22 protein-coding genes are annotated in these 22,564 nt (G+C 66.5%); 11 read left to right on the top strand and 11 right to left on the bottom strand.

Translation table 11 applies throughout. From position 1 onward, the window contains the following. The first annotated feature begins 18 nt into the window (after nt 1–18). Together ACYVN4_RS25615 and ACYVN4_RS25610 are read left to right on the top strand one after the other, a co-directional pair. A complete protein-coding gene (locus ACYVN4_RS25615) occupies nt 19–1,572 on the top strand; it encodes a succinic semialdehyde dehydrogenase (protein WP_460724537.1) in 1,554 nt (517 codons plus the stop codon). Between the two features lie 61 nt (nt 1,573–1,633). Continuing rightward, nucleotides 1,634–2,449 carry a class I SAM-dependent methyltransferase gene (locus ACYVN4_RS25610; protein WP_460724536.1) on the top strand — a complete coding sequence of 272 codons (816 nt, stop codon included), beginning with the start codon at nt 1,634–1,636 and terminating at the stop codon, nt 2,447–2,449. A 67-nt stretch (nt 2,450–2,516) separates the two neighbouring features. Here ACYVN4_RS25610 and ACYVN4_RS25605 read toward each other — a convergent pair whose 3' ends face one another. The 3 genes from ACYVN4_RS25605 to ACYVN4_RS25595 form a co-directional block, all read right to left on the bottom strand. Beyond that, entirely contained in the window at nt 2,517–2,924 is a 408-nt protein-coding gene (locus ACYVN4_RS25605; RefSeq protein WP_379352093.1) for a DUF779 domain-containing protein, read from the bottom strand. A gap of 50 nt (nt 2,925–2,974) precedes the next feature. Next, nucleotides 2,975–4,492, bottom strand: a complete 1,518-nt coding sequence (adh, locus tag ACYVN4_RS25600; RefSeq protein WP_460724535.1) for an aldehyde dehydrogenase — start codon at nt 4,490–4,492, stop codon at nt 2,975–2,977. A 158-nt stretch (nt 4,493–4,650) separates the two neighbouring features. Next, nucleotides 4,651–5,871, bottom strand: a complete 1,221-nt coding sequence (locus ACYVN4_RS25595) for a transcriptional regulator (protein WP_460724534.1) — start codon at nt 5,869–5,871, stop codon at nt 4,651–4,653. A 182-nt stretch (nt 5,872–6,053) separates the two neighbouring features. On the opposite strand from ACYVN4_RS25595, the gene ACYVN4_RS25590 reads away from it, so the two are divergent. Next, on the top strand, nt 6,054–6,935 hold the full coding sequence (locus ACYVN4_RS25590; RefSeq protein ID WP_460724533.1) for a TIGR03621 family F420-dependent LLM class oxidoreductase: 882 nt from the start codon (nt 6,054–6,056) through the stop codon (nt 6,933–6,935). Here ACYVN4_RS25590 and ACYVN4_RS25585 read toward each other — a convergent pair whose 3' ends face one another. Continuing rightward, a complete protein-coding gene (locus ACYVN4_RS25585; RefSeq protein ID WP_460724532.1) occupies nt 6,936–7,385 on the bottom strand; it encodes a nuclear transport factor 2 family protein in 450 nt (149 codons plus the stop codon). A gap of 158 nt (nt 7,386–7,543) precedes the next feature. Then, nucleotides 7,544–8,764: an FAD-dependent monooxygenase gene (locus ACYVN4_RS25580; RefSeq protein WP_460724531.1), complete on the bottom strand. Its 1,221-nt coding sequence runs from the start codon at nt 8,762–8,764 to the stop codon at nt 7,544–7,546. 74 nt (nt 8,765–8,838) lie between these two features. On the opposite strand from ACYVN4_RS25580, the gene ACYVN4_RS25575 reads away from it, so the two are divergent. The 5 genes from ACYVN4_RS25575 to ACYVN4_RS25555 all read left to right on the top strand — a co-directional run bounded on the left by ACYVN4_RS25575 (nt 8,839) and on the right by ACYVN4_RS25555 (nt 13,256). Continuing rightward, a complete protein-coding gene (locus tag ACYVN4_RS25575; RefSeq protein ID WP_460724530.1) occupies nt 8,839–9,408 on the top strand; it encodes a TetR/AcrR family transcriptional regulator in 570 nt (189 codons plus the stop codon). 9 nt (nt 9,409–9,417) lie between these two features. Continuing rightward, nucleotides 9,418–10,062 carry an ABC transporter ATP-binding protein gene (locus tag ACYVN4_RS25570; RefSeq protein WP_460724529.1) on the top strand — a complete coding sequence of 215 codons (645 nt, stop codon included), beginning with the start codon at nt 9,418–9,420 and terminating at the stop codon, nt 10,060–10,062. A 2-nt stretch (nt 10,063–10,064) separates the two neighbouring features. After that, nucleotides 10,065–10,841, top strand: a complete 777-nt coding sequence (locus ACYVN4_RS25565; RefSeq protein WP_460724528.1) for an ABC transporter permease — start codon at nt 10,065–10,067, stop codon at nt 10,839–10,841. Nucleotides 10,842–10,959: 118 nt separating this feature from the next. Continuing rightward, nucleotides 10,960–11,940 carry a terpene synthase family protein gene (locus tag ACYVN4_RS25560; protein WP_460724527.1) on the top strand — a complete coding sequence of 327 codons (981 nt, stop codon included), beginning with the start codon at nt 10,960–10,962 and terminating at the stop codon, nt 11,938–11,940. 152 nt (nt 11,941–12,092) lie between these two features. Beyond that, nucleotides 12,093–13,256, top strand: a complete 1,164-nt coding sequence (locus ACYVN4_RS25555; protein WP_460724526.1) for a polyprenyl synthetase family protein — start codon at nt 12,093–12,095, stop codon at nt 13,254–13,256. 52 nt (nt 13,257–13,308) lie between these two features. Here the strand turns inward: ACYVN4_RS25555 and ACYVN4_RS25550 are convergent, their stop codons facing one another. Next, nucleotides 13,309–14,577: an MFS transporter gene (locus ACYVN4_RS25550; RefSeq protein ID WP_460724525.1), complete on the bottom strand. Its 1,269-nt coding sequence runs from the start codon at nt 14,575–14,577 to the stop codon at nt 13,309–13,311. Between the two features lie 211 nt (nt 14,578–14,788). Between ACYVN4_RS25550 and ACYVN4_RS25545 the strand changes: the two genes are divergently transcribed. Beyond that, the gene (locus tag ACYVN4_RS25545; protein ID WP_460724524.1) at nt 14,789–16,387 is read left to right on the top strand and encodes an MFS transporter; all 1,599 of its coding nucleotides are present in this window, start codon (nt 14,789–14,791) and stop codon (nt 16,385–16,387) included. Nucleotides 16,388–16,465: 78 nt separating this feature from the next. Here the strand turns inward: ACYVN4_RS25545 and ACYVN4_RS25540 are convergent, their stop codons facing one another. Next, a complete protein-coding gene (locus ACYVN4_RS25540; RefSeq protein ID WP_460724523.1) occupies nt 16,466–17,119 on the bottom strand; it encodes a class I SAM-dependent methyltransferase in 654 nt (217 codons plus the stop codon). An 86-nt stretch (nt 17,120–17,205) separates the two neighbouring features. Between ACYVN4_RS25540 and ACYVN4_RS25535 the strand changes: the two genes are divergently transcribed. Beyond that, entirely contained in the window at nt 17,206–17,943 is a 738-nt protein-coding gene (locus ACYVN4_RS25535; RefSeq protein ID WP_460724522.1) for a glutamine amidotransferase, read from the top strand. 310 nt (nt 17,944–18,253) lie between these two features. On the opposite strand, the gene ACYVN4_RS25530 is transcribed toward ACYVN4_RS25535, so the two are convergent. From ACYVN4_RS25530 to ACYVN4_RS25515, 4 genes are all read right to left on the bottom strand, one after another. Then, nucleotides 18,254–19,708: an HNH endonuclease signature motif containing protein gene (locus ACYVN4_RS25530; protein WP_460724521.1), complete on the bottom strand. Its 1,455-nt coding sequence runs from the start codon at nt 19,706–19,708 to the stop codon at nt 18,254–18,256. Between the two features lie 68 nt (nt 19,709–19,776). Beyond that, complete coding sequence (locus tag ACYVN4_RS25525; protein WP_460724520.1) at nt 19,777–20,019, bottom strand: hypothetical protein; 243 nt, start codon at nt 20,017–20,019, stop codon at nt 19,777–19,779. A gap of 278 nt (nt 20,020–20,297) precedes the next feature. After that, entirely contained in the window at nt 20,298–20,519 is a 222-nt protein-coding gene (locus ACYVN4_RS25520) for an ATP-binding protein (protein WP_460724683.1), read from the bottom strand. 40 nt (nt 20,520–20,559) lie between these two features. After that, complete coding sequence (locus tag ACYVN4_RS25515; protein WP_460724519.1) at nt 20,560–21,297, bottom strand: IclR family transcriptional regulator; 738 nt, start codon at nt 21,295–21,297, stop codon at nt 20,560–20,562. A 92-nt stretch (nt 21,298–21,389) separates the two neighbouring features. Between ACYVN4_RS25515 and ACYVN4_RS25510 the strand changes: the two genes are divergently transcribed. Next, complete coding sequence (locus tag ACYVN4_RS25510; protein WP_460724518.1) at nt 21,390–22,556, top strand: pyridoxal-phosphate-dependent aminotransferase family protein; 1,167 nt, start codon at nt 21,390–21,392, stop codon at nt 22,554–22,556. Nucleotides 22,557–22,564 lie beyond the last annotated feature (8 nt).

Genomic DNA, 22,564 nt, shown 5'->3' with positions numbered 1-22,564 from the left:
CGTAAGTAGGAGGCGATGATGCCGGTGCCGGCTGCCGCGGTGTTCGAACGACTGCGCTCGTTCGCGGGCGTGGATTCCACCCAGGACCATGCGACCCGAGCGATCACCGAGGTGTTCACCGGGGAGACCCTGGGCGAAGTGCCGGTCGGAACCGCCGCCGATGTCGCCCTCGCCATCACCAAAGCCCGTGCCGCTCAGGCCGAATGGGCCGCCCGCACGCCCAAGCAGCGGGCCGAGGTGCTGGAGCGCTATCGGGCGCTGGTGGTCGAGAACCGCGATTTCCTGATGGACATCGTGCAGGCCGAGACCGGCAAGGCCCGGTGGGCGGCGCAGGAAGAGATCATGGGCCTGATGTTCGCGGCCCGCTACTTCTCCCGGGTGGCCCCGCAACTGCTCGCCCCGCACAGCGTGCCGGGCGCGTTCCCGGTGCTGAACAAGGCTTCCGTGCGCGCGGTGCCCAAGGGTGTGGTCGGGGTGATTGCGCCCTGGAACTACCCGATGCTGCTCTCGGTCGGTGACTCGATCCCGGCGCTGCTGGCCGGTAATGCGGTGGTGGTCAAGCCCGACAGCCAGACCCCGTACTCCTCGCTGGCCAATGCCGAGCTGTTCATTCGCGCGGGACTGCCGCGCGATCTGTACGCGGTGGTGCCCGGTCCCGGCACGGTGGTCGGCACGGCCATCGTCGAGGACTGCGACTACCTGATGTTCACCGGTTCCTCCGCCACCGGCCGCACCCTGGCCGAGCAGTGCGGTCGCCGCCTGATCGGCTTCTCCGCCGAGCTGGGCGGCAAGAACCCGATGATCGTGGCGCGCGGGGCCGATCTGGACAAGGCCGCCAAAGCCGCTGTGCGCGCGTGTTTCTCGAACGCCGGGCAGCTGTGCATCTCGATCGAGCGCATGTATGTCGAGCGGTCCATCGCCGCGGAGTTCACCGAGAAGTTCACCGCCGCGGTCAAGGCCGCGAAACTCGGTGCCGCCTACGATTTCTCGGCCGATATCGGCAGCCTGATCTCCGAATCGCAGCTCGAGACGGTCAGCAAGCATGTGGCCGACGCGGTGTCCAAGGGCGCGAAGGTGCTCGCGGGCGGCAATGCCCGCCCGGACCTGGGCCCGCTGTTCTACGAGCCCACCGTGCTCGCCGATGTCACCGACGCCATGGAGTGCGGCCGCAACGAGACCTTCGGCCCGCTGGTGTCCATCTACCCGGTCGACTCGGTCGACGAGGCCATCACGCGTGCCAACGACACCGAATACGGTCTCAATGCCAGCGTGTGGGCGTCCAGCAAGGCCGAAGGCCAGCGCATCGCCGAGCAATTGCACGCGGGCACAGTCAATATCGACGAGGGCTACGCGCCCGCCTGGGGTACCACCGGCGCTCCGATGGGCGGCATGGGCATCTCCGGCGTGGGCCGCCGTCACGGTCCCGACGGCCTGCTCAAGTTCACCGAGCCGCAGTCCATCGTCATCACCCGCATCCTCAACCTCGACCCCCCGTCCTTCCTCCCGCAGGACAAGTGGCAGCCGTTGTTGATGACGCTGGCGCGCGCGTTCCGGTTCCTGCCCGGCCGCTGAGGTCCCCGGTTCGACCACCCGGCCCGGGTGCGTACGCTGTACCCGACGGAAGGGTGGTCGAATGCCGGAGAATCCGCTTGCCGCGCCGGGGGCGTGGGATCAGGTCGCCGAGGGATACGACGCGGTCGTGTCGGAGATGATGCGGCCGTTCGCAATTCACGCGTTGAACATGGCCGAGTTGAACGGCCGCGACCGGATCATCGACGTGGCCGCCGGGACCGGGGTGCTGGCGCTGGCCGCCGCGCCCCGGGTCCGTGAGGTGGTCGCTGTCGACTTCTCTGCGGACATGATTCGACGGTTGCGGCTGGCGGTCATGCAGGGCGGCATCGGGAATGTACTCACCGGCGTGGGCGACGGGCAGCAATTGCGGTATGCGGCAGGCACGTTCGATGCCGCGTTCTCGATGTTCGGGGTGATGTTCTTCCCCGATCGCGACAAGGGGTTCGCGGAGTTGTACCGCGTGGTGCGGCCCGGCGGCACCGTGGTGGTGTCGAGTTGGGCTCAGATCACCGAATCACCGTTGATGACGCTGCTGTTCGAGGCGTTCCAGGCCGGTATTCCGGGATTTCCCGCACCCCGGCCGAATCCGGAGAGCCTCGAGAATGCGGACGTGTTCGAAAAAGAAATGCTCGCCGGGGGATTCGAGGATGTCGCGGTGCACGCGCACTCGGAAGCCTTCGCCTACGACAGTGCCGAGCAGATGTGGGACAAGCTGACCCGGGGGAGCGCGCCGCTGCAGGCCACGCGGCGCAAGACCGACAAGGACGTGTGGGCCGCGCAGGAGCAGGTCATGATCGAGTATCTGCGCGAGCACTACGTGCCGGGCACCGAACTGTCCACGACCGCCTGGATCGGCACGGGACGCGTTCCGCAGTAAGGCTTTCACCTCGACAAGTTTTGCGATGGCGCGGCCGACCCGGAGAAACCGGCCGCGCCACCTTCCTTCATCCGGCCAGCTCGTTGCCTCGGCGCGGAGCGGGAGCCGCTTCCAGCACCGCAGCCTCGGCATCGGTGAACAGGCGTGACCGGATGACGAATCGGACTCCCTCGGGGGCTTCGAGGGAGAAACCACCGCCGCGGCCGGGGACCACGTCGACGGTCAGATGGGTATGGCGCCAGTATTCGAACTGGTCGGCGCTCATCCAGAACGCCGTATCCGGGAAGATGCGGCCGACCAGCACATCGGCTGCGCCCACCCGGAATTCGCCGAGGGGGTAACACATCGGGGAGCTGCCGTCGCAGCAGCCGCCCGATTGATGGAACATCACCGGACCGTGGTGGTCGATGAGCCGTTGCAGCATGTCCGCCGCGGCTTCGGTAATGGTCACTCGGGTGACGGATCCTGCCTTCATCACGCTCCTCGCAGACTTGCGGCTCGTCTGATCTGGGAAGGGCTGGTGGTTCAGTAGAATCCGAGCTTCTTGGCCGAGTAGGAGACGAGCAGGTTCTTGGTCTGCTGGTAGTGGTCCAACATCATTCTGTGGTTTTCGCGGCCGATACCGGACTTCTTGTAGCCGCCGAACGCCGCGTGCGCCGGGTAGGCGTGGAAGCAGTTGGTCCACACCCGGCCGGCCTTGATGGCCCGGCCCATCCGATACGCGGTGTTCCCGTCGCGACTCCAGACGCCCGCACCCAATCCGTAGAGGGTGTCGTTGGCGATGGTGACCGCTTCGACCTCGTTGTCGAAGCGGGTCACCGCTACCACCGGACCGAAGATCTCCTCCTGGAAGATCCGCATGGTGTTGCGGCCCTCGAAGATCGTCGGTTCGATGTAGTACCCATTGGGGAAGCCCTCCACCTTGCGCATCTCACCGCCGCTGAGCACCTTCGCGCCCTCTTTGCGGCCGATGTCGATGTAGGAGAGGATCTTTTCGTACTGGTCGTTACTGGCCTGCGCGCCGATCATGGTCTCGATATCGAGCGGATTGCCGCCCTTGATCGCCTTGGTGCGTTCGATGGCCAGGGCCATGAAGTCGTCGTAGATGGACGAGTGAATCAGCGCCCGTGACGGGCAGGTGCAGACCTCGCCCTGATTGAGCGCGAACATCACGAAGCCCTCGACTGCCTTGTCCAGGAAGTCGTCGTCGTGGGCCATCACATCCGGGAAGAAAATGTTCGGGCTCTTGCCGCCCAGCTCCAGCGTCACCGGGATGATGTTCTCGCTGGCGTACTGCATGATCAGGCGGCCCGTGGTGGTCTCTCCGGTGAAGGCGACCTTGGCCACCCGCGGGCTCGACGCCAGCGGCTTGCCCGCCTCGACGCCGAATCCGTTGACCACGTTGACAACTCCGGGCGGCAGCAGATCGGCGATGAGCTCGATCACCAGCAGCAGCGAGGCCGGGGTCTGCTCGGCGGGCTTGATCACCACGCAGTTGCCCGCGGCCAGCGCGGGGGCGAGCTTCCAGGCGGCCATGAGGATCGGGAAGTTCCACGGGATGATCTGGCCGACCACGCCGAGCGGCTCGTGGAAGTGATAGGCGACGGTGTCGGCGTCGATCTCGGAGATGAAGCCTTCCTGCGCGCGCACCGCCCCGGCGAAGTAGCGGAAGTGATCGACCGCCAAAGGCAGGTCGGCGGCGAGGGTTTCGCGCACCGGCTTGCCGTTCTCCCAGGTCTCGGCGACTGCCAGCTGCTCCAGATTCGCCTCGATCCGGTCGGCGATCTTGTTGAGGATGTTGGCACGATCCGTCACCGACGTGGCACCCCACGCCTCGGCCGCCCGGTGCGCGGCCTCCAATGCCATATCGATATCCGCGGCACTCGAACGCGCTACTTCGCAGAAGGTTTCGCCGTCGATCGGCGAGGGATTCTCGAAGTATCTGCCCTCGATCGGCGCTTTCCAGTCACCACCGATGAAGTTGTCATAGCGGCGGTCGAAGCTGACGATGCTGCCGTCGGTGCCGGGTTTGGCATAGATCATGGCGCGGCTCCCCTGATCGCGTACTGCGGTGACGGGGGTCACTATGAACCGGGAAGGTTGGCGGGAGGTTGGCGTCCGGTTGGCGAAACGTTGCTGAGTCACTGCCTGCCGATTCGGCTGTAGGACAGGACAATCCAGCCAGATCCGGTGCGTTGACCTTACGCGTGCAACGCGGTGTGCAGACGGCCCGTCGCCAGGGCTCGGCGGCTGTCGCCGTGCGGCAGCAGGCGCAGGGCGTGCTCGTGAATCTCGATATCGTCGGGGCAGCGCTGGCCGAAGCGCAGCGCATGCTCGGGGTTGCGGTCGGCCAGCACGGCGGTGCGCAGGCAGACGTCGAGTTGCTCGCGCCACTGCACGATGCCCGGGACATCCGAATCCGGCAGCAGCGGACCGCGATACAGGCGCACGGCGGTGGTCAGATCGCCCGCCTCGAGCGCGGCCAGCAGTTCGGCGGCATCGCAGGCGAGGGGTTCGGTGAGCATGTAGCGGCGGTCGGCGATTTGGCCGTCCGTGGCGGCGCGCAGGCGCGAGACATCGGCCTTGAGGGTGCTCGAGGACACCGACCGCTCGCCATAGATGGCCTCGTGCAGGCGTTCCGGGGTGAAACCCTCCGGCTCGAGCGCCAGCAGCGTCAGGATCTCGATCTGGCGCGGGCGCATCGAGACCTGTTTGCCCGCCTTGTACAGCCGTGGCACACCCAGCGATTCCAGCCGGGTATTACTCGACGGGCGGGATTGTTCGAAGTGCACTCGGGCTTCGATGGCAGTCACCAGGGCTCGGACCGTCGTGAGGATGAGGGGGTGTGAGCGATCCCAGTACGTCGATAGATCCAGCACGCCCAACTGGCGGCCGTCGGCGGCCCGGATGGGCGCGCAGTAGCAGACCCAGCCGTGCAGCGCCTCGACGAGATGCTCTGCGGCCCAGACCGAGGTGGGTCGACCGCTGTGCAGTGACAGTGCCACGCCGCTGGTGCCCATGTACGGTTCGTCCCAGCAGCCGCCCGGGGCGAGGTTGACCGATTCCGCCCGCCGCCGGACCGACCGGTCGCCACAGCTGAACAGCACCGTCCCGGTGTCGTCCGTGACCACCGCGACCATGCCCGAGTCCTCGGCCAGCGCCCGCAGTTCACCCGCCATCTCGGTGATCGGGGTGCGCAGCGGCGATTCGGCCCAGCGCGAACCCAATTCGTCACGGTCGGTGGCGGGGGCGACGGCGCGGGCCGGATCGACCGTGCGCAGCGACCGCTCCCAGGACTCCACCACCTCGTGCCGCAACACCACCTCGGCGTTCGCGGGAGCCGGTCGGGAGCCGGAAGTCCAGCGCGCCCATGCCTTCTCCAACTCCGCACGCTGATGCGCCGGGGCGGGCAGCTTCGTCATGGCGCAAACTCCTCGCGGTGCGTCCGGACCGAGCGATATCCCATGATGGCGCGCGGTTCCGTCGCGCGGGCCGCATTCGCCGCAGTCCGTGCGTTAATTCATTCCGTGCGGGTTCGCAGCCTTCGCCGCACGCCGGTTCCGTGCCCTACGACGGTCCGGATTCCACTGGTAGACAAGAACTCATGGTCCTCCCTTTCCGCTTCGGCGTGAACCTCATGGCACCGTCCTCGCGCACCGAATGGATCGAGAAATGCCGTCGCGCCGAGGCGCTCGGCTACGACGTCATCGCCGTCCCCGACCATCTGGGGCTCCCCGCACCGTTCCCGGCGCTCATGCTCGCCGCCGACGTTACCGAGCGGCCACGGCTGACCACGTTCGTGTTGAACACACCCTTCTACAACACGGTGCTGCTGGCCCGCGACGTCGCCGGACTCGATCGGCTCACCGGGGGACGATTCGAGCTGGGACTCGGCTCGGGCTATGTGAAAGCCGAGTTCGACGCCGCCGGAATGCCGTTCCCGTCCGCGGGCAGCCGGGTGACACATCTGGCGGAGACGGTCGCGACATTGCGCCGCCTGTTCGTGGATCCGGAGTACCGGCCGCAACCGGCCCAGCCGGGCGGGCCGCCGCTACTGATCGCCGGATGGGGCGAACGCGCGCTACGTCTGGCCGCCGAGCACGCCGATATCGTCGCCTTCACCGGCGCGGGTGCGGCCGAGAGCGGCCTGCTCACCCTCGCCGACGCGGCGACCACCGCGAAGAAGACGGACTACGTGCGCGGGCTACTCGGGAACCGGGCCGGGACAGTCGAATTCAATCTGCTGGTGCAGGGCATTGCCGCGCCGTCGGAGCGGGCGGCAGCGGCGGCCTACCTGACCGATCATCTGCCGTTCGACTTCGGCGGTGACATCGAGGACCTGCCCGTGATCCTGGTCGGCACCACCGCGCAACTGGCCGACACCCTCCGGGAGCGTCGGGAACGCTTCGGCTTCAACTACATCACGGTCCTCGAGCACAACATGGACAAGCTGGCCCCGCTCATCGAGCTGCTGCACGGGGAGTGATCAGCTGGTGGGCGGTATGGCATCCGGCGCGATGAACATGTAGCTCTTCTCCTCCACCCGCTGCTGGATGCGCCATTCGCCGTCCACCCGCTTGAAGGTGTCGTGGTACCACAGCCCACACAGCATCAGCCGGCGGCTGCCGTCGCTGGAGGTGACCAGCATCGGGTTGTGGCACATGGTCCGCGCGGTGGCGTGGTCGCCGTCCACCCGGATCGAGGAATTACTGATCATGTGCTGGAACGCCGAGAAATTGGGCATCACGGTGGCGAGGAATTTCTTGGTGGATTCCACGTCACCGGCGGGCCCGCCCATCGCGGTGTAGTCGATATGGGCGTCGGTGGTGAAGAGCTCGTCCAGCAACTCCCATTGGTGGGTGTCCACGGCGTGGGAATACCGGACCATGAGGTCCTCGATTTCCAAGCGGTCCGAAATCTCCTGCAGGGAAAGCATGGTGCCTCCGAGTCGTGCCGATAACTGTTCTGGGACGGTGGGCCACCGTACAGCGCAGCAGGCTTTGATCTTGCCGTTTCCGAAAACTATGGGGATGCAATAGATCTCGTTCGGACCGGTTCGTCAGCACCGGACCCCGAAAACGGGGTCTGTCCAGGTCACGCGACCCGGCCGTCGATTCGGTAGTCCTTGGCGGCAATAGTGCGTGCCACTTTCTGCGGTGCACCGCCGATCAGGCCCCGCCACGGCAGGTACGGCAGCAGGCGCACATTCAGATTCCGGAAGGCGATCATGGCCTTGCTGTTCGGGGCGTACCACCCGCCGACGCCTCTTGCGAACTGCTGACAGGCGTCGACCATCGGCCGCATCTCGTACTCGTACCGGGCGAAGGCCACGGTGTGATCGCCTGCCGCCGCCGCCAATTCACCCGCGAGCACGTACGCGCCGACCAGCGACAGATCCGCGCCCTGCCCCGAGAGCGGGGAGGCACAGTATCCGGCGTCCCCGACCAGCGCGACGCGCCCCTTCGACCAGGAGTCCATGCGAATCTGGGCCATCGCGTCGAAGTAGAAGTCCGGAGCATCCGGCAGGGCCGCGAGCAGTCGAGGCGCTTCCCAGCCCTCACCAGCGAAGGCATCGGCCAGGATCCGGCGCTGAGCGTCAGCGTCGCGGTAGTCGTAGTCCAGCGGCTCCGAGGCCCACGCGAAGATCGCCTTGGCCTCGGTGTTGTTCCGCGCGCTGTAACTTCCGGCGATCTTGCCCGGGCTGTTGTAGTCCTGCTCCCAGTGATCCAGGTGCAGCAGGTTCGGGGTCGTGAAGATCGAGATGTAGTAGCCCATGTGATGCAGGAACTCCGCCTCGGGCCCGAAAACCAGCTTCCGCGTGTGGGAGTGGACGCCGTCCGCGCCGATGACAAGGTCGAAGGTGCGGGCGGGGGAGTGCTCGAAGGTGACGTGCACACCGTTCTCGTCCTCGACCAGCCCGGCGATCGAGTCACCGAAGAGGTACTCGACGTCCGCTCGAGTCGCCTCGTAGAGCACCTCGGCCAGGTCGCCGCGCTGAATCTCGGTGTCGCCGTTCTCCCCGACGCCGTTGAATACTTCGCTCGAAATGCTGGCGCGGACCTTGCCCTTCCCGTCCACATACGAGGTGCCGCGCTTGCCGGTGCTGCGAGCGTGCACCTGCTCCAGCAGCCCCATGCGGCGCACCACCTCGGTGGCGGTGCCGAGCACATCGATGGCCTGCCCACCGGGCCGCAGGGTGGGGGACTTCTCGACGACGGTCGGCTCGAATCCGTAGCGCTTCAACCAGAAAGCGAGGGCCGGGCCCGCGATGCTCGCGCCGGAGATCAGGACGGTCTTGGAGCTCATCTGCTGCATGTCCACAACGGTACGACCGAGTTGGGCAAATGCGCAAGACATACGTCTCAGGCGTATGCGCTAGAGTGCTGGACATGGGAAATCGTGAGGATCTGCTCGCCGGAGCCCGGAAGTGCCTGTTCGACAAGGGCTATGCGCGCACCACCGTGCGCGATATCGCCACCGCGTCTGGCGTGAGCATGGCGGCCATCGGCTACCACTTCGGATCCAAGGAGGCACTGCTCACCGCCGCCCTCGCCGACGCGACCAGGGAATGGGGCGAGGAACTCGGCGGGGCCCTCGGCGAGGCGGACGACCGGGATCCGGATCCTTTGCGGCGCTTCGCCTCCCATTCGGACGCGATTCGCACATCCGTCGTCGGCAATCGCGGCGTGTGGGCGGCGACCTTCGATGCGCTCGCGCATCCGGAGATGCGAAATCGACTGGCCGCCCAGAACGACGAGTCCCGGGCGGGGCTGGCCCGGCTGTTCGAGGGAGCCGAGGAGGGGGATGCGGAGGCCGGTCGGACCGTCGGTGCGCTCTATCAGGCGCTGCTGATCGGGATCGCGGCGCAATCGCTGATCGATCCCGAGAACGCCCCGACGGGAGCCGAACTCGCGGAAGGGCTGCGGCGGGTCGGTGGGATGCCCGCGGCGTCCGCATAGGGTGGGGCGGTGCCCAGCATTGTCTTGGACCGAGTGAGCCTCGGACACGGAGCGACATCGGTGCTCAGCGACGTCGAGGCCACCTTCGCGACTGCACGGTGTACCGCCGTGGTCGGGCCCAGCGGGGCGGGCAAGACGACTCTGCTGAGGCTGTTGAATCGGTTCGGGGAACCCGACAGTGGGCGGGTGCTGTTCGACGGGACACCGGTCACCGAAATGGATGTGCTGGCGTTGCGGCGGCGAGTAGGGCTGGTGCCGCAACGGCCGGTGTTGCTCACCGACACCGTAGGCGAGGAAGTCGTAGTGGGGCGGGCGGTGAGCGCGGAGCGGGTCGATGAGCTGCTCGCGGTGGTCGGGCTGCCGGACGGATTTGCGGTGCGGCGCTGCGGTGAGCTGTCCGGTGGTGAGGCGCAACGGGTTTGCCTGGCGCGGGCGCTGGCGGTCGAGCCGGAGGTTTTGCTGATGGACGAGCCGACCTCGGCGCTCGACGGAGCGTCGGCGGTGGCGATCGGCGAGTTGATCCGCGCACATGTCGGATCGGGCGGGAGCGTGGTGCTGGTCAGCCATGATCCGGGGTTCGTGGCCGAGGTGTCGGATGAGGTGTGGACATTGGCGGGTGGACGGCTCACCCGGGGTGCGGAAGCGGGGAAGTAGCTATGACACAGGGGCTTTCGGTTCCGGACTGGACCGGCGTCGGCGCGTCGCTGATTCTGGTGGCGTTGGCGGCAGTGATCGCATACCGGCAGCAACTGCATTTGACGCGGGAACTGCTGATCGCCTCGGCACGGGCGGGAGTGCAACTGATCGCCGTGGGCGCTATTCTGCTGATCCTGTTCCGGCACACCGGATTGCCGGGGGCGCTGGGGTGGGTGGTGCTGATGGTCGTGATCGCCGGGCAGGTGGCGGGGCGGCGAGGAGCGGGGCTGCCGTATGCGCAGCGGTCGGCGACCATCGGGGTGGCGTTCGGGGCGTCGATCACCTTGGGGTCGTTGATCGTGCTGGGCATTATTTCCACGCAGGCGCGGGTGGTGGTGCCGGTGGGCGGGATGATCGTGTCGTCGGCCATGCAGTCGACCGGGATCGCGTTGCGGCGGCTGGTGGAGGATGCGCGGCGGGCTCGTGATGCGGTGGAAGCGCGGCTGGCGCTGGGGCTTTCGGCGCATCAGGCGTTCTTGCCGAATCAGCGCTCGGCATTGCGGACCGCGCTGATCCCGGCCATCGACTCGACCAAGGTGGTCGGTCTGATCAGTCTGCCGGGGGCGATGACGGGTTTGATTCTGGCGGGGGTGGATCCGCTCACGGCCATCCGCTATCAGATCGTGGTCATGTATATGCTGCTCGCAGCCACCACCCTGGCGGCGCTGGCGGCGACCCGGGTGGCCGAGCGCACGCTCTTCGACGGGGCGCAACGGCTTGTCCCACTACCGAATTGACGACCGACCAGCCCGCAGAATCCTAATGAGTGAGATTTCAGATGCGAGCGCAACCGTCCGAAATGCCGTTATCGCTACGATGTCCCCGATACGATGGCCGGGGGATAGGTAGTTTCGTATGGAAGCACTCGACATCTTCATGCCGTTCGATGCCGCGGGGCTCAACCCCGCGGAATCCGAAGCCGAAGCGGGCGTTTGGTCCTGGTTACAGGCCTACAACCTGATCCCGACCGAACCCACCCGCCGCCGCATGGAGCGTACCCGGCCACACCGGATGTACGCACTGTGGTGCCCGCGCGCAGGCGCGGCGGAGCTGACCTTGCTGAGTCAGTACACCGCCTGGGCTTTCACGGTGGATGATCAGTTCGATATCGAAATCCCCGATCCCCGGCGGTGTTTGGCGGCGATCACCGCCATCGAAGCCGTACTGGACGGTATCGCAACACCTTCCGGGGTGCTGGCGGTCGCCTTCGCCGACCTCTGGAAGCGACTGTGCGCCGGCCGCTCGACGGCCTGGCGGGAATGCGTGCGCGGCGAGATCCGCGACTGGCTCTGGACCTACTACACCGAAAGCGTGGGACGGCTCTCCGGCGATCTGCCCGACCTCGAGACCTACCGCGCGCATCGGCGAAACGGGGTGGCACTGTACGTATTTCTGGATATCAGCGAACGCGCCGAGGGCGTCGACCTGCCCGCCGCGGCCCGCAACCTGCCCGCCATGCGTGGGCTGCGCGAAGCCGCCGTGGAGCACATGGGTCTGTTCAACGACGTGATCTCGGTAGACTCGGACGAGGCCTCCGGGTACCTCTACAACTCGGTTCTGCTCGCGCAATTCCATCACGGGCACAACCGAGCTCAGGCCCAGCAACTGGTCAACGGCATGCTCTCGGACTGTGTGCGGCGCGTGATCGACGCCGTCGAGCGCCTGCCGACCGAACTGACCGACGCCGGAATCACCGGCCGCGAGCGTGCGGACATCCTGGCGACCGCCCGGAACTACACCGTCTACATGCGCGCCAACCACGATTACCACTATCAGGCGGCCCGCTACATGAGCGCACCCGTGGAAGCGCTCGAGCACGGACTGCCTCTTACCTGAAGAAACGAAACCCGGCGCCGTTGCCGAACTGGAATCCGCAGGCAACCCCCAGGTTTCGGGTTGTGATGGGACTATGAGCTTCTTCTAAGCATGGCTGCCGAGCTTCCCACCAGGTGGCTGTGGCATCCGTGTCCGAGAGAGCGGGGCCGATTATGCGAGCGTCGAAACCGATCAAATTCACCGTCGGACAACATCTCGAGGGCAGACGGCGGTGGGGGCTGTCGCGCCCCGTCGCGACCGCCCTGGCCGGGCATGACGAAACCTGCGCCCGCGCCACCGAATCCATCTCCCGACCGCTCGACGCCCCGACCGAACGAAGAGCCCGCCGCCGCCTGACCGAGGCCAGATCCGCCATCGAACCGGTGCTGCGGTCGGCCGTCGGATCGCTGGCGGACCCCCTGGACCGGATGGCGGGGTACCACTTCGGGTGGTGTGATCCCGACGGTGTGGAAATAACGGGTGTGCAGGGCAAAGCGCTGCGACCTGCCTTGACCTTCGCCGCCGCGACCGCGTGCGGGGGTGACGTCACCACGGCGGTGTATGCGGCGGCCGCGGTCGAGCTGCTGCACAACTTCTCGCTGGTGCACGACGATGTCATGGACACCGACCCGTTCCGGCACGGCCGCCCGACGGTGTGGCGGGTGTGGGGCGAGACCAATGCGACGCTCCTCGGTGATGCGCTGCAAGCCCTCGCGCTCGGCGTGCTGTGCGACGGCGCGCCCGAAAGCGTGGCCTCCGAGGCGGTCATCCGCCTGTCGCGGGCCACGGTGACCCTGTGCCGCGGTCAATACGAGGACTGCGCCTTCGAAACCCGGCCGACCGTCAGTGTCGACGAGTACCTCACCATGGCCGCGGGCAAGACGGGTGCGCTGCTGGGCTGCGCCTGCGCGCTGGGCGCGTTGTGCGCCGGGGCCGATCATCGGGTGGTGTCCGCGATGCACACCTTCGGTACCGAACTCGGCCTGGTGTTCCAGCTGGTCGACGATTTCATCGACATCTGGGGCGATCCGGAGATCACCGGAAAACCGGCCCACAGCGACCTGATTCACCGCAAACAGTCGTTCCCGGTGGTGTGTGCACTCGAATCCGAGACCCCGGCGGGCCGGGATCTGGCCCGGCTCTACCAGTCCCGCCATCCCATGACGGCGGCCCGCGCGGCGCGGGCGGCCGACATGATCGAGCAGGCCGGTGGCCGCCAGTGCACGCTGCATCGTGCCTCGACGGCGTTGGACGCGGCGTTCGAGGCGCTACCGGACGAGGACGTCGCCATGGATCTGGCCGCCCTCGCCCAGTTGGTCGCGCACCGGGATCACTGAGGACCCCGGATCGCCGCACGACACAAGCGGTTTCACCGCTCGCACCGGGACGTCAGCCCGACGTCACCGGTGCGGTCGTGGGGCTGTCGGAACTGCCGAACCGAATTCCCTTGGCCTCCTTGCCGATCGAGGTGAGGATGGCGACGGCCAGGAACACCGGCACCGCCGTCACCGCCAGCGCGAAGGGGTAGCCGTGCGATTCGGCCAGGCGCTCCTGGATCGGCAGGTTGAGCGAGGCCAGCAGATTGCCGAGCTGATAGGTGACGCCCGGGTAGAAGCCTCGAATCGCATCCGGCGACATCTCGGTGAGGTGCGCAGGGATCACACCCCACGCCCCCTGCACGGCCACCTGAATCAGGAACGACCCCAGGCAGAGCATGCCGGCGGTGTGGGAGTAGGCCCACAGCGGCACGATCGGCAGGCCCAGCAGCGCACAGAAGATGATCGTGTAGCGGCGGCCGTACTTCTGCGAGAGGCTGCCGAAGACCAGACCGCCGATGATCGCGCCGATGTTGTAGATGACCGCGATCCACTTCGCGGCGACCGTGGACAGGCCCGCACCGCCGTGCTGGGTGGCGGACAGGAACGTCGGGTACACGTCCTGGGTGCCGTGGCTCATCCAGTTGAAGGCGGTCATGAGGATCACCAGATAGATGAACCGACGGACGATCGCGGGATTGGTGATGATGTCGCGGAACGAGGTTCGCGTCGAGCGCAGCCGCTCCCGGGTGGATTCCCAGACCTCCGACTCGCGCACGCGCGCCCGCAGAATCAGGATGATCAGTGCCGGGATGATCGACAGCGCGAACAGCCAGCGCCACGACAGGCCGAGCCAGTTGCTGACCAGTAGTGAAGCGAGGGAGGCGAGCAAATACCCGAAGGAGTAGCCCTCCTGCAGCAGTCCGGAGAAGAATCCGCGGCGTTCGGCGGGGATCTTCTCCATGGCCAGCGCCGCGCCCAACCCCCATTCACCGCCCATGCCGATGCCGTAGATCATGCGCAGGATCACCAGCACGGTGAAGTTCGGCGCGAACGCGCACATGAAGCCGACGACCGAGTAGAGCGCGACGTCCACCATCAGTGGGATGCGCCTTCCGATCCGGTCGGCCCACAACCCGAAGATCAGCGCGCCCACGGGTCGCATGATCAGGGTGGCGGTCGTGATGAAGGCGACCTCGCTCTTCTGCATATGGAAGCTCTTGGCGATGTCCGCGTAGACGAACACCACGAGGAAGTAGTCGAAGGCGTCCATCGTCCAGCCGAGCTGCGCGGCGATGAACGAGTTGCGCTGGTCGGGGGTGAGTCGGGTGCGTATCGCCATGATGCTGCGATCCTGTCCTCGGGAAACCGAACCGGCTGCGCTCGGCGGCGAGAACCCGACCGGTCCCCACCCGGCGCAGCAAGACAATCAATACTGCGCGCCCGGTCCTGATCTCTGTGCGGATTTGAGGCAATTCCATGATCGGCGCAGGTGTTTCGGCTCCTCGCGAACGAGCGCGCCGATGACAGGGCAGGCCCGTACGCTCTCACGAATGAGTACGCCCTCTGCCGCGGCCACATCTCCGTGGACACCCTTGCGCATCAATACCTTTCGCGCATTGTGGATCGCGTCGATCGCGTCCAACATCGGATCGTGGATGCATCTGGTCAGCGCGTCGTGGCTGATGACAACGCTGACCGGGTCCGCGGCACTGGTGGCTCTCCTGTCCACGGCCAGCGCATTGCCCAGCTTCGTGCTGGCCCTGCCCGCGGGTGCGCTGGCCGACATCCTGGATCGGCGGCGGCTGATTCTGTTCACGCAGGCGTGGCAGCTCGTGGTGGCCGTGCTGCTCGGCGCACTCACGTTGGCGCACACCGTGAATCCCGCACTGCTGCTGACAGGGACCTTGCTGCTGGGCATCGGCGCGACGCTGGGGATGCCCGCCTTCAGCTCGATCACGCCGGAACTGGTGCCGACGTCGGAGTTGCCGGCGGCGATCAGCCTCAACTCGGTGGCAATGACGGCCTCCCAGGCGATCGGTCCGGCCATCGGGGGTGTGCTGGTGGCGGCGGTCGGATCCGGGGGCGTTTTTCTGCTGAATGCTGCGTCATTCCTGGGAGTGCTTGCGGTGGTGTACATCTGGCGACGCGAACCCACAGCGAGCAACCTTCCGCCCGAGCATTTGACCACCGCGATACGCACGGGTCTGCGCTATGTCGCCAATGCGCCGGAATTGCGTGCCGTGCTGATCCGTGCTGCGGGGTTCGTGTTCTGCTACGCCGCGTTGCCGTCGCTGCTGGCCGTGGTCACCCGCGTCCGTTTGCATCAGACGGCCTCGACCTACGGCCTGCTGCTGGGAGTGCTCGGGGTCGGCGGGGTGTGTGGTGCGCTCGCGCTGCCACGGGTCCGCAAACGCTTCTCGCCCGATCGCATCGCGCTGGTCTTCAGCCTGGTCTACGCGGCCTGCCTGATAATTCTTGCCCAGTTGACCGCTTTTCCGCCCGCGTTGCCGGTGCTGTTCATGGCTGGAATGGCGGGGATGGGTGTCATGTCGACGCTGAATATCGGCGCACAATCGGTGCTGCCCAGCTGGATTCGCGGACGTGGCCTGGCGGTGTTCCAGTTGGTGTTCCAGCTCGGGTTCGCCATCAGCGCCGCAGGATGGGGTGCGGTGGCCAGCGGTGCGGGGCTACCGGTGGCGCTCACAGCGGCCGGTCTCGCGCTCGCGGCGCAGACGGTGCTCGGAATCTGGTTCCGGCTCTCGGCGGCCGAACTGGTCGATGTCCAGTCGGCACATGTGCTCGAACCGTATGTACCGATCACGTTGGCCCCCGATGACGGGCCGATCATGCTCACCGTCGAGTACCGCATCCCGGGCGAGAGCCTGCCGGAGTTCCATGCGGCCATCCCGGACCTGCGCCGGTCACGCCGCCGTGACGGTGCCATGCACTGGGCGATGTACTCCGATCCGATCGATCCGGGCAAGCATGTCGAGACGTTCATCAGCCCGTCGTGGGTGGAACACGAGCGGCTCAGCGAGCGCACCACCGGGACGGATGCGGTTGCGGTGCAGCGGATTCGGGCGTTGCACGTCGGGAACGAGGATCCGACGCTACGCGCCCTGGTGAGCGATCGGGTGCGCCGGGGCTGAAAACAAAAGTACCTGTAACCGGCGGTTACAGGTACTTTGTCTTTTCGAAAATATTACTGATGAGGTAGCCGCACTCTATCAGAGCCTCCGGATGCGTGCCATCCAAGCCGCGACATCGACCAGGCCGGTCTCGGACACGTCGAGAGCGGCGGCCTGATCAGCGACAACCGAGGTGACGCGGCCGCGGTAGCGGGTGGGTTCCAGACTCTCCAATTCCCAACCGTCGCTGAAGGATTCCCTGATCACCGAGTCGCTGATACGGGGCCCGAAGCCGGGTTCGACGTCCGAGAGGGCGAGCACGTGCACGATGCCGCCCGGCTTGCACACCGCGTGCAGGCTGCGGACGTAGGCGGCGCGGGCTTCCGGCACGGTGCCGAAGACGTGGAACAGGGCGCTGTCGACGACGGTGTCGAAGGCTGCGGTGAAGTCGGCGTCGTCGCCGAGGGTCAGGGCGTCGGCAACCTGGAAGCGGACGTTGGGGACATCATGGGATTCGGCGTTCGCGCGGGCGTAATCGATTGCGCTGGGGGAGAAGTCGACGCCGAGGACGTCGTAGCCGAGTGCGGTCAACAAGATGGTGTGCTCGCCCGCACCACAGCCGGGTTCGAGGACGCGGCCGCGGATCTCGCCGGCGCGTTCGAGCGCCACGATCGCCGGTTGCGGTTCGCCGATCACCCAGGGGGCGGTGTCTTCGTCATAGACGGTGTTCCATACTTCTGCCGGTCGAGTCATGGATTCAGCTTGCAACCTCGAGTGGGCTCGAGGTCAATCCCTCGATTGATGTCAACCCGGGCAGGCGGAGCATCGACAATGTGGGGATGCCCCAGTCTTGTCTGCTGTTGCAGCTGCGACCCGAGCAAGCGGCCTCCGATCAGGAGTATCAGGCGATCCTCGACGCGGGCGGGCTATCCGCCGCAGAGGTGACCCGTGTCGAGATGAATCACGGCATGCCGGACGTCGACCTCGACGACCACTGGGCCGTCATCGTCGGCGGCGGACCGAGCAATGTCAGCTATCCCGAGGCCAAGAAGTACGACTATCAGCGAGTGTTCGAGCCGGAGCTCAAGAAGCTGCTCATCGAGATCGTGCGGCGAGACTATCCCTACCTCGGAGCGTGCTACGGACTGAGCATGCTGGCCGAGGCGTTGGGCGGGGTTGTCAGCACCGAGCGGTACGGCGAGACAGCTGGCGCGACGACCATAGAGCTCACCGAGAATGCCGCGAAAGACCCTCTGATGCACGGGCTTCCGGAGTCATTTCGGGCATTCGTAGGCCACAAGGAATCCTGTCAGGACGTCCCGCCGGGTGCTGTTCTCCTCGCCCGCTCAGCCGCTTGCCCCGTGCAGGGTGTCCGCGTCGGTGAACACGTCTACGCAACCCAGTTCCATCCCGAACTCGACGGACACGGACTGGCGCTTCGGATCGAAATCTACCGCCACGAAGGCTATTTCGATCCCAACGAGGCCGATCTACTCACCGAGCTCGGCCACCGGGAGAACATCACCGTGCCGCAGGAGATCTTGCGACGGTTCGTCGAGCGTTACCGGCCGGCGTAGCCAAAGACAAAGAGCCAAAAGATNCTTCGTCGAGTGGCACATCCTGGAGGACAAATCGCCCACAGCCCTCCAGGATGTGCCACTCGACGGTGAGGAGGGTGGGGTGGTGGGGGAGGGAGGCCGGTTTGGGGGTCTTTTGTCGTTGTTGTGTTGTTTTGGTTTGTCGTTGAAGGTGATGCGTGTGGTCCGTGGGCTGGGATCGGCGGGTGCGGCTCCCGGCTTGGCGTCAGCCCAGGTCCGGTAGGGCAGGCGGCGTGCCCCCACTTCGTCGTTTGCTCTGCGCACGCCCGGGATACACGAGCGGTCCGGGTCAGGCCGCGCGGGGACCCCACTCCCGGCAGCGTGCGGCGATGCTAGTGGCGACCAGCGGCCCGACGTGATGTTTGTCGTTGACGCGCACCGTGCCCGAGGGATCAATCACTGTGGGCGCGATCCAACCCACGCGGCCGCGATGGGGTGAATCTTTGCCGAGCATCACGGTTTTCCAGCCCTGGGGGCTGTCGTTGACGAGCGCGTGGTGGTGATCGCACACCAAGGTCAGGTTGGTGAGGTCGGTGGGTCCGTTGTTGGCCCAGTCATTGACGTGGTGTACCGCGCACATGCTCGGTGGCGCATCGCAATCGGGGTGGGTGCAGCCTTTGTCGCGGGCAACCAAAGCGATGCGTTGGCCGGGGGTGGCGAGGCGGGGGCCGCGTCCGAGGAACAGTGGGGTGCCGTCGGTGTCGAGGACGGCGATGTAGGGCTTGGTTCCGGCGGCCATCTTCAAGGCTTCGTTGATGGAGACGTGCCCGCCGGTGGCGGTGGTGGCGATCCCGGTGCCGCGCTCCATATCCGCGACATCGATCGTGAACAGCACACCCACGGGCAGACCACGGTGGGTGCCCAGCTTGGCGAAATCCACACCCGGCTGCAGCATTGCGGCGAACGCGTCGTGCACGCGCTGTCCGGCGTCGCGACGGTCACGACGCGCGGCAGCCTCGAGCACGTCGGTGTCGATGACCGGCGTAGTTGCGGTCGGGCTCTCGGCGTCGTCCGGGTTGCACATGCCGGGGCGCGCGAACTTCGCGAGGAACGCGTCGAGCAGAGCGCGCAGTTCCGGGGTGAGCCAGCCTTCGATCCAGCTCATGCCGTCCACGCCGGGACGGCCCAGCACAATGCCGCGGCGACGGCGACGGTCGGCGTCGTTGAAGACGGTGCCATCCGGGTCGACGCGGGCCATGATCTCGCGCCCAATCTTGGGCAGGTCATCGGGAAACAAACCTGCACACGACTTCTCGACCAACAAGGCCTCGGCCTCCGCGCGTGCTTCAGCAGGGATGTCGGCGGGCAGGTGCTTGACGATGTCGACGATATTGCGGGCATGATCACGCGAGATCTCGCCCGCCTCGAATGCTTCGGCGGTCGCCGAGAGTGCGGCGGGGCGCAGGTGTCCCGTCGGTTCGGTGAACTCCCCGCACTCGCGGGTGATCTTCACCCGCACCGACGCATCATGTGCCGAGAGTCCGAGGGTGTGGCGCAGGAACGGGATCAGCTTGCCCGCACCGGAAGTCTCGGGCAGCGAGCGATCCGACGCCTCGACGATCAGCTTCGAATCCAACGCCGACAGCTTGCGCTTGCAGGTCTCCAGCTGCTGCATCAACGCCACCACATCGGCGTCGGCGAACTGGTCCAGCGAAGCGTGAGCGAGGGTTTCCGTCAGGGAGTCCACCGCGGCCGCCAGTCCGGCGATGCCGCAGTTGTCGAATGTCACTCCAATCGAACCCATGTGCTAATTTTATCAATAACTTCACCCACACGGAAGTGAATTACTATGTTGCACAACGGTATTCAGACTCATTGCTGGGTCTGATCCAAACCGTGTGCACCGATGGTGGCGGCCTGGGCCGCCGCGAGGCGAGCGAGGGGGATGGCCTCCGTGGTGACGCCTTGGTTCGCGGCCACCCACGCACGCGCCAGGTTCGCCTGGGATTCGAAGAGCCCGACGGGATTCGCGACGGCCTCGAAATTGGCCAGCTGTCGCAACGCCTCCTCGGTCTGCCCGGTTTGCGCCGCGGTGATGAGGTCGATGTAGGCCACGATGACGCTGGCCCCGGCTCATCGCCTCTTTCGAGCGCATCCTCCTCCACGAGTCATGCCAGCAGTTCGAGGTCGAGGGGTTCGCCGACGGCGAGGACGTCCACCACCTCGTGTAGTTCCGTCGACAACGTGCCCATTCGGGTTTCGATCCGTTCGCGCAGGGTGCCCGAGACGGCGGGGCCGTCCGATCAGCTCCACAGCTCGTCCCGTTGCGCCAATCGCCCCGCGTCGAGTTCTTGATCGACGAGGGTGCCGCAGGTACAGGACGTTGCCACGGGTCAGATTCCAGAGTTGTTGTGCCGCATTGGGATCGACCCGACCTCCGAGGCCGAGGCGACTGCGGTTCGAATTGTGTACCGAGATGGCAGTGCCGCCAAGGCTTCTCGGGCCAAGCGGCTCTTGCCCACGCCGGGTGGCCCGGTGAGCAGGATGCCCGCCGAATCGGATCTTGCCTCTACCGCCTGGCCGATTCTGTCGAGCTCTGCGGCGCGGCCGGTCATCGGCCACACGTTCACCATTCGCTGATGGTAAAGCTGCCGGTTACCCCAGACGTGCGGAGAGGGTTTTCGCGGCGGCGTTCACGGCCAAGCCGAATTCGGGTTCGGTTTCCGGGGTGAGGCGGCCGATGGGGAGGTTGACGCTGAGGCTGGCGATGGGGGCACCGTCGGGGTCGAGGACGACCGCTGCAACCGCGCCGACGTCGGAGCGCCATTCGCCGCGGTTGACGGCGAAGCCTTGGGCGCGAACGAGATTCAGTTCGGTGCGGAGGGCTTCGGGGTCGGTGATGGTGGTGTCGGTGTAGCGGGGGAGATCGTCGCGCAGGAGGTGGCGGAGGGTTTCGGGTGGGGTGTGGGCGAGGACGGCCTTGCCGTTGGCGGAGGCGTGGTAGGGGAGGGCGTGGCCGAGGGCCATGCTGGTTCGGACGGGCTTGTCGGTCTCCAGTCGTTCGATCAGGACCATCTTGCCGTTCTCGGGGATGGTGAGGTGGACGGTTTCGCCGGTGAGGCGGCGCAGGTCCTCCAGGACCGGGAGGGCGGTGCCGCGCAGGCCGAGGTCGCCGCCCGCACTGCCGCCCACCGCAAGGGCTTTCGTGGTGATGACCCAGCGGGTCACCTCGCCGGCGGCGGGGCGGATCCAGCCTGCCGTGTCGAGGGTGACGAGGGCGCGTTGCACCGTGCTCTTGGGGAGGTCGAGGACGCGGGCCAGTTCGCCGACGCCGATGGGCTGGCGAGCAGCCACTTCCTCCAGAACTCGCAAGGTATTCAAGACATTTCGCAAGGTATTGACTCCTTCGTGGCGCATCCCTACCCTTGCTGCACCTTTTCACGGCACAGTGTGCCATATCACGGCACAGGACGGAAGTTCCAGCTATGACAGCCCACAGCGGACGGCATTTCCTGCAGATTCCCGGCCCGACGAATGTCCCGGATCGAATCCTGCGGGCCATCGCGCAACCGACCATGGATCACCGCGGACCCGACTTCGCGGATCTGACAAAGGATCTGCTGCAACGGCTGGAGCCGGTGTTCGGCACCAGCGGGCCGGTCGTCATCTACCCGTCGTCGGGCACCGCGGCCTGGGAGGCGGCGCTGGTGAACACGCTGTCGCCTGGTGATCGCGTACTCGCCTTCGAGACAGGGCATTTCGCCACGCTATGGCGGGAGATGGCGCAGCGCCTGGGCTTGGAGGTGGAGTTCGTGCCCGGCGATTGGCGGCACGGCGCGGACCCGGCGGCGGTGGCCGAACACCTCAGCGCCGATACCGCGCACCGCATTTCGGCGGTCATGGTGGTGCACAACGAGACCTCCACCGGCGTGACCAGCCGGATTCCGGAGATCCGGGCGGCCATCGACGTGGCCGAGCATCCCGCCCTGCTGTTCGTCGACACCATCTCCTCGCTGGGATCGATCGACTATCGGCACGAGGAGTGGGGTGTCGATGTGACCGTGGGGTGCTCGCAGAAGGGTTTGATGCTCCCGCCGGGCCTGGGCTTCAACGCCATCAGCGAGAAGGCGCTGACCGCCTCCCGCACGGCCAAGCTCCCGCGCTCCTATTTCGAATGGTCGGCGATCCTCGACGCCAACGAGCACGGTTTCTTCCCTTACACGCCCGCCACCAACCTGCTCTACGGCCTGCGTGAAGCCTGCCTCATGCTCGAAGAAGAAGGTCTGGCAAACGTTTTCGCGCGCCACGACCGGCATGCGATGGCCACCCGCGCGGCGGTGCGTGGCTGGGGCCTCGAAGTTCTGTGCGCCGATCCGCGCGAATACTCCAGTGCCCTGACCGCCGTCCTGGTCGGCGGCGCGCACGATGCCGACAAGGTGCGCCGCATCATCCTCGAACGCTTCGACATGTCGCTGGGCACCGGCCTGGGCAAGCTCGCCGGGCGGGTATTCCGGATCGGGCACCTGGGCGACTTCAACGATCTGACGCTCGCCGGAACCCTCTCCGGCGTGCAGATGGGTCTCGAACTGGCGGGCGTCACGGTCGACCCGAGCGGCCTGCAGGACGCCCTGGCAGTGCTGCGCGGCGAGTGACTCGCCGA

It is taken from the genome of Nocardia heshunensis, from assembly GCF_054782115.1.
This window is presented reverse-complemented; position numbering and strand designations above follow the sequence as displayed.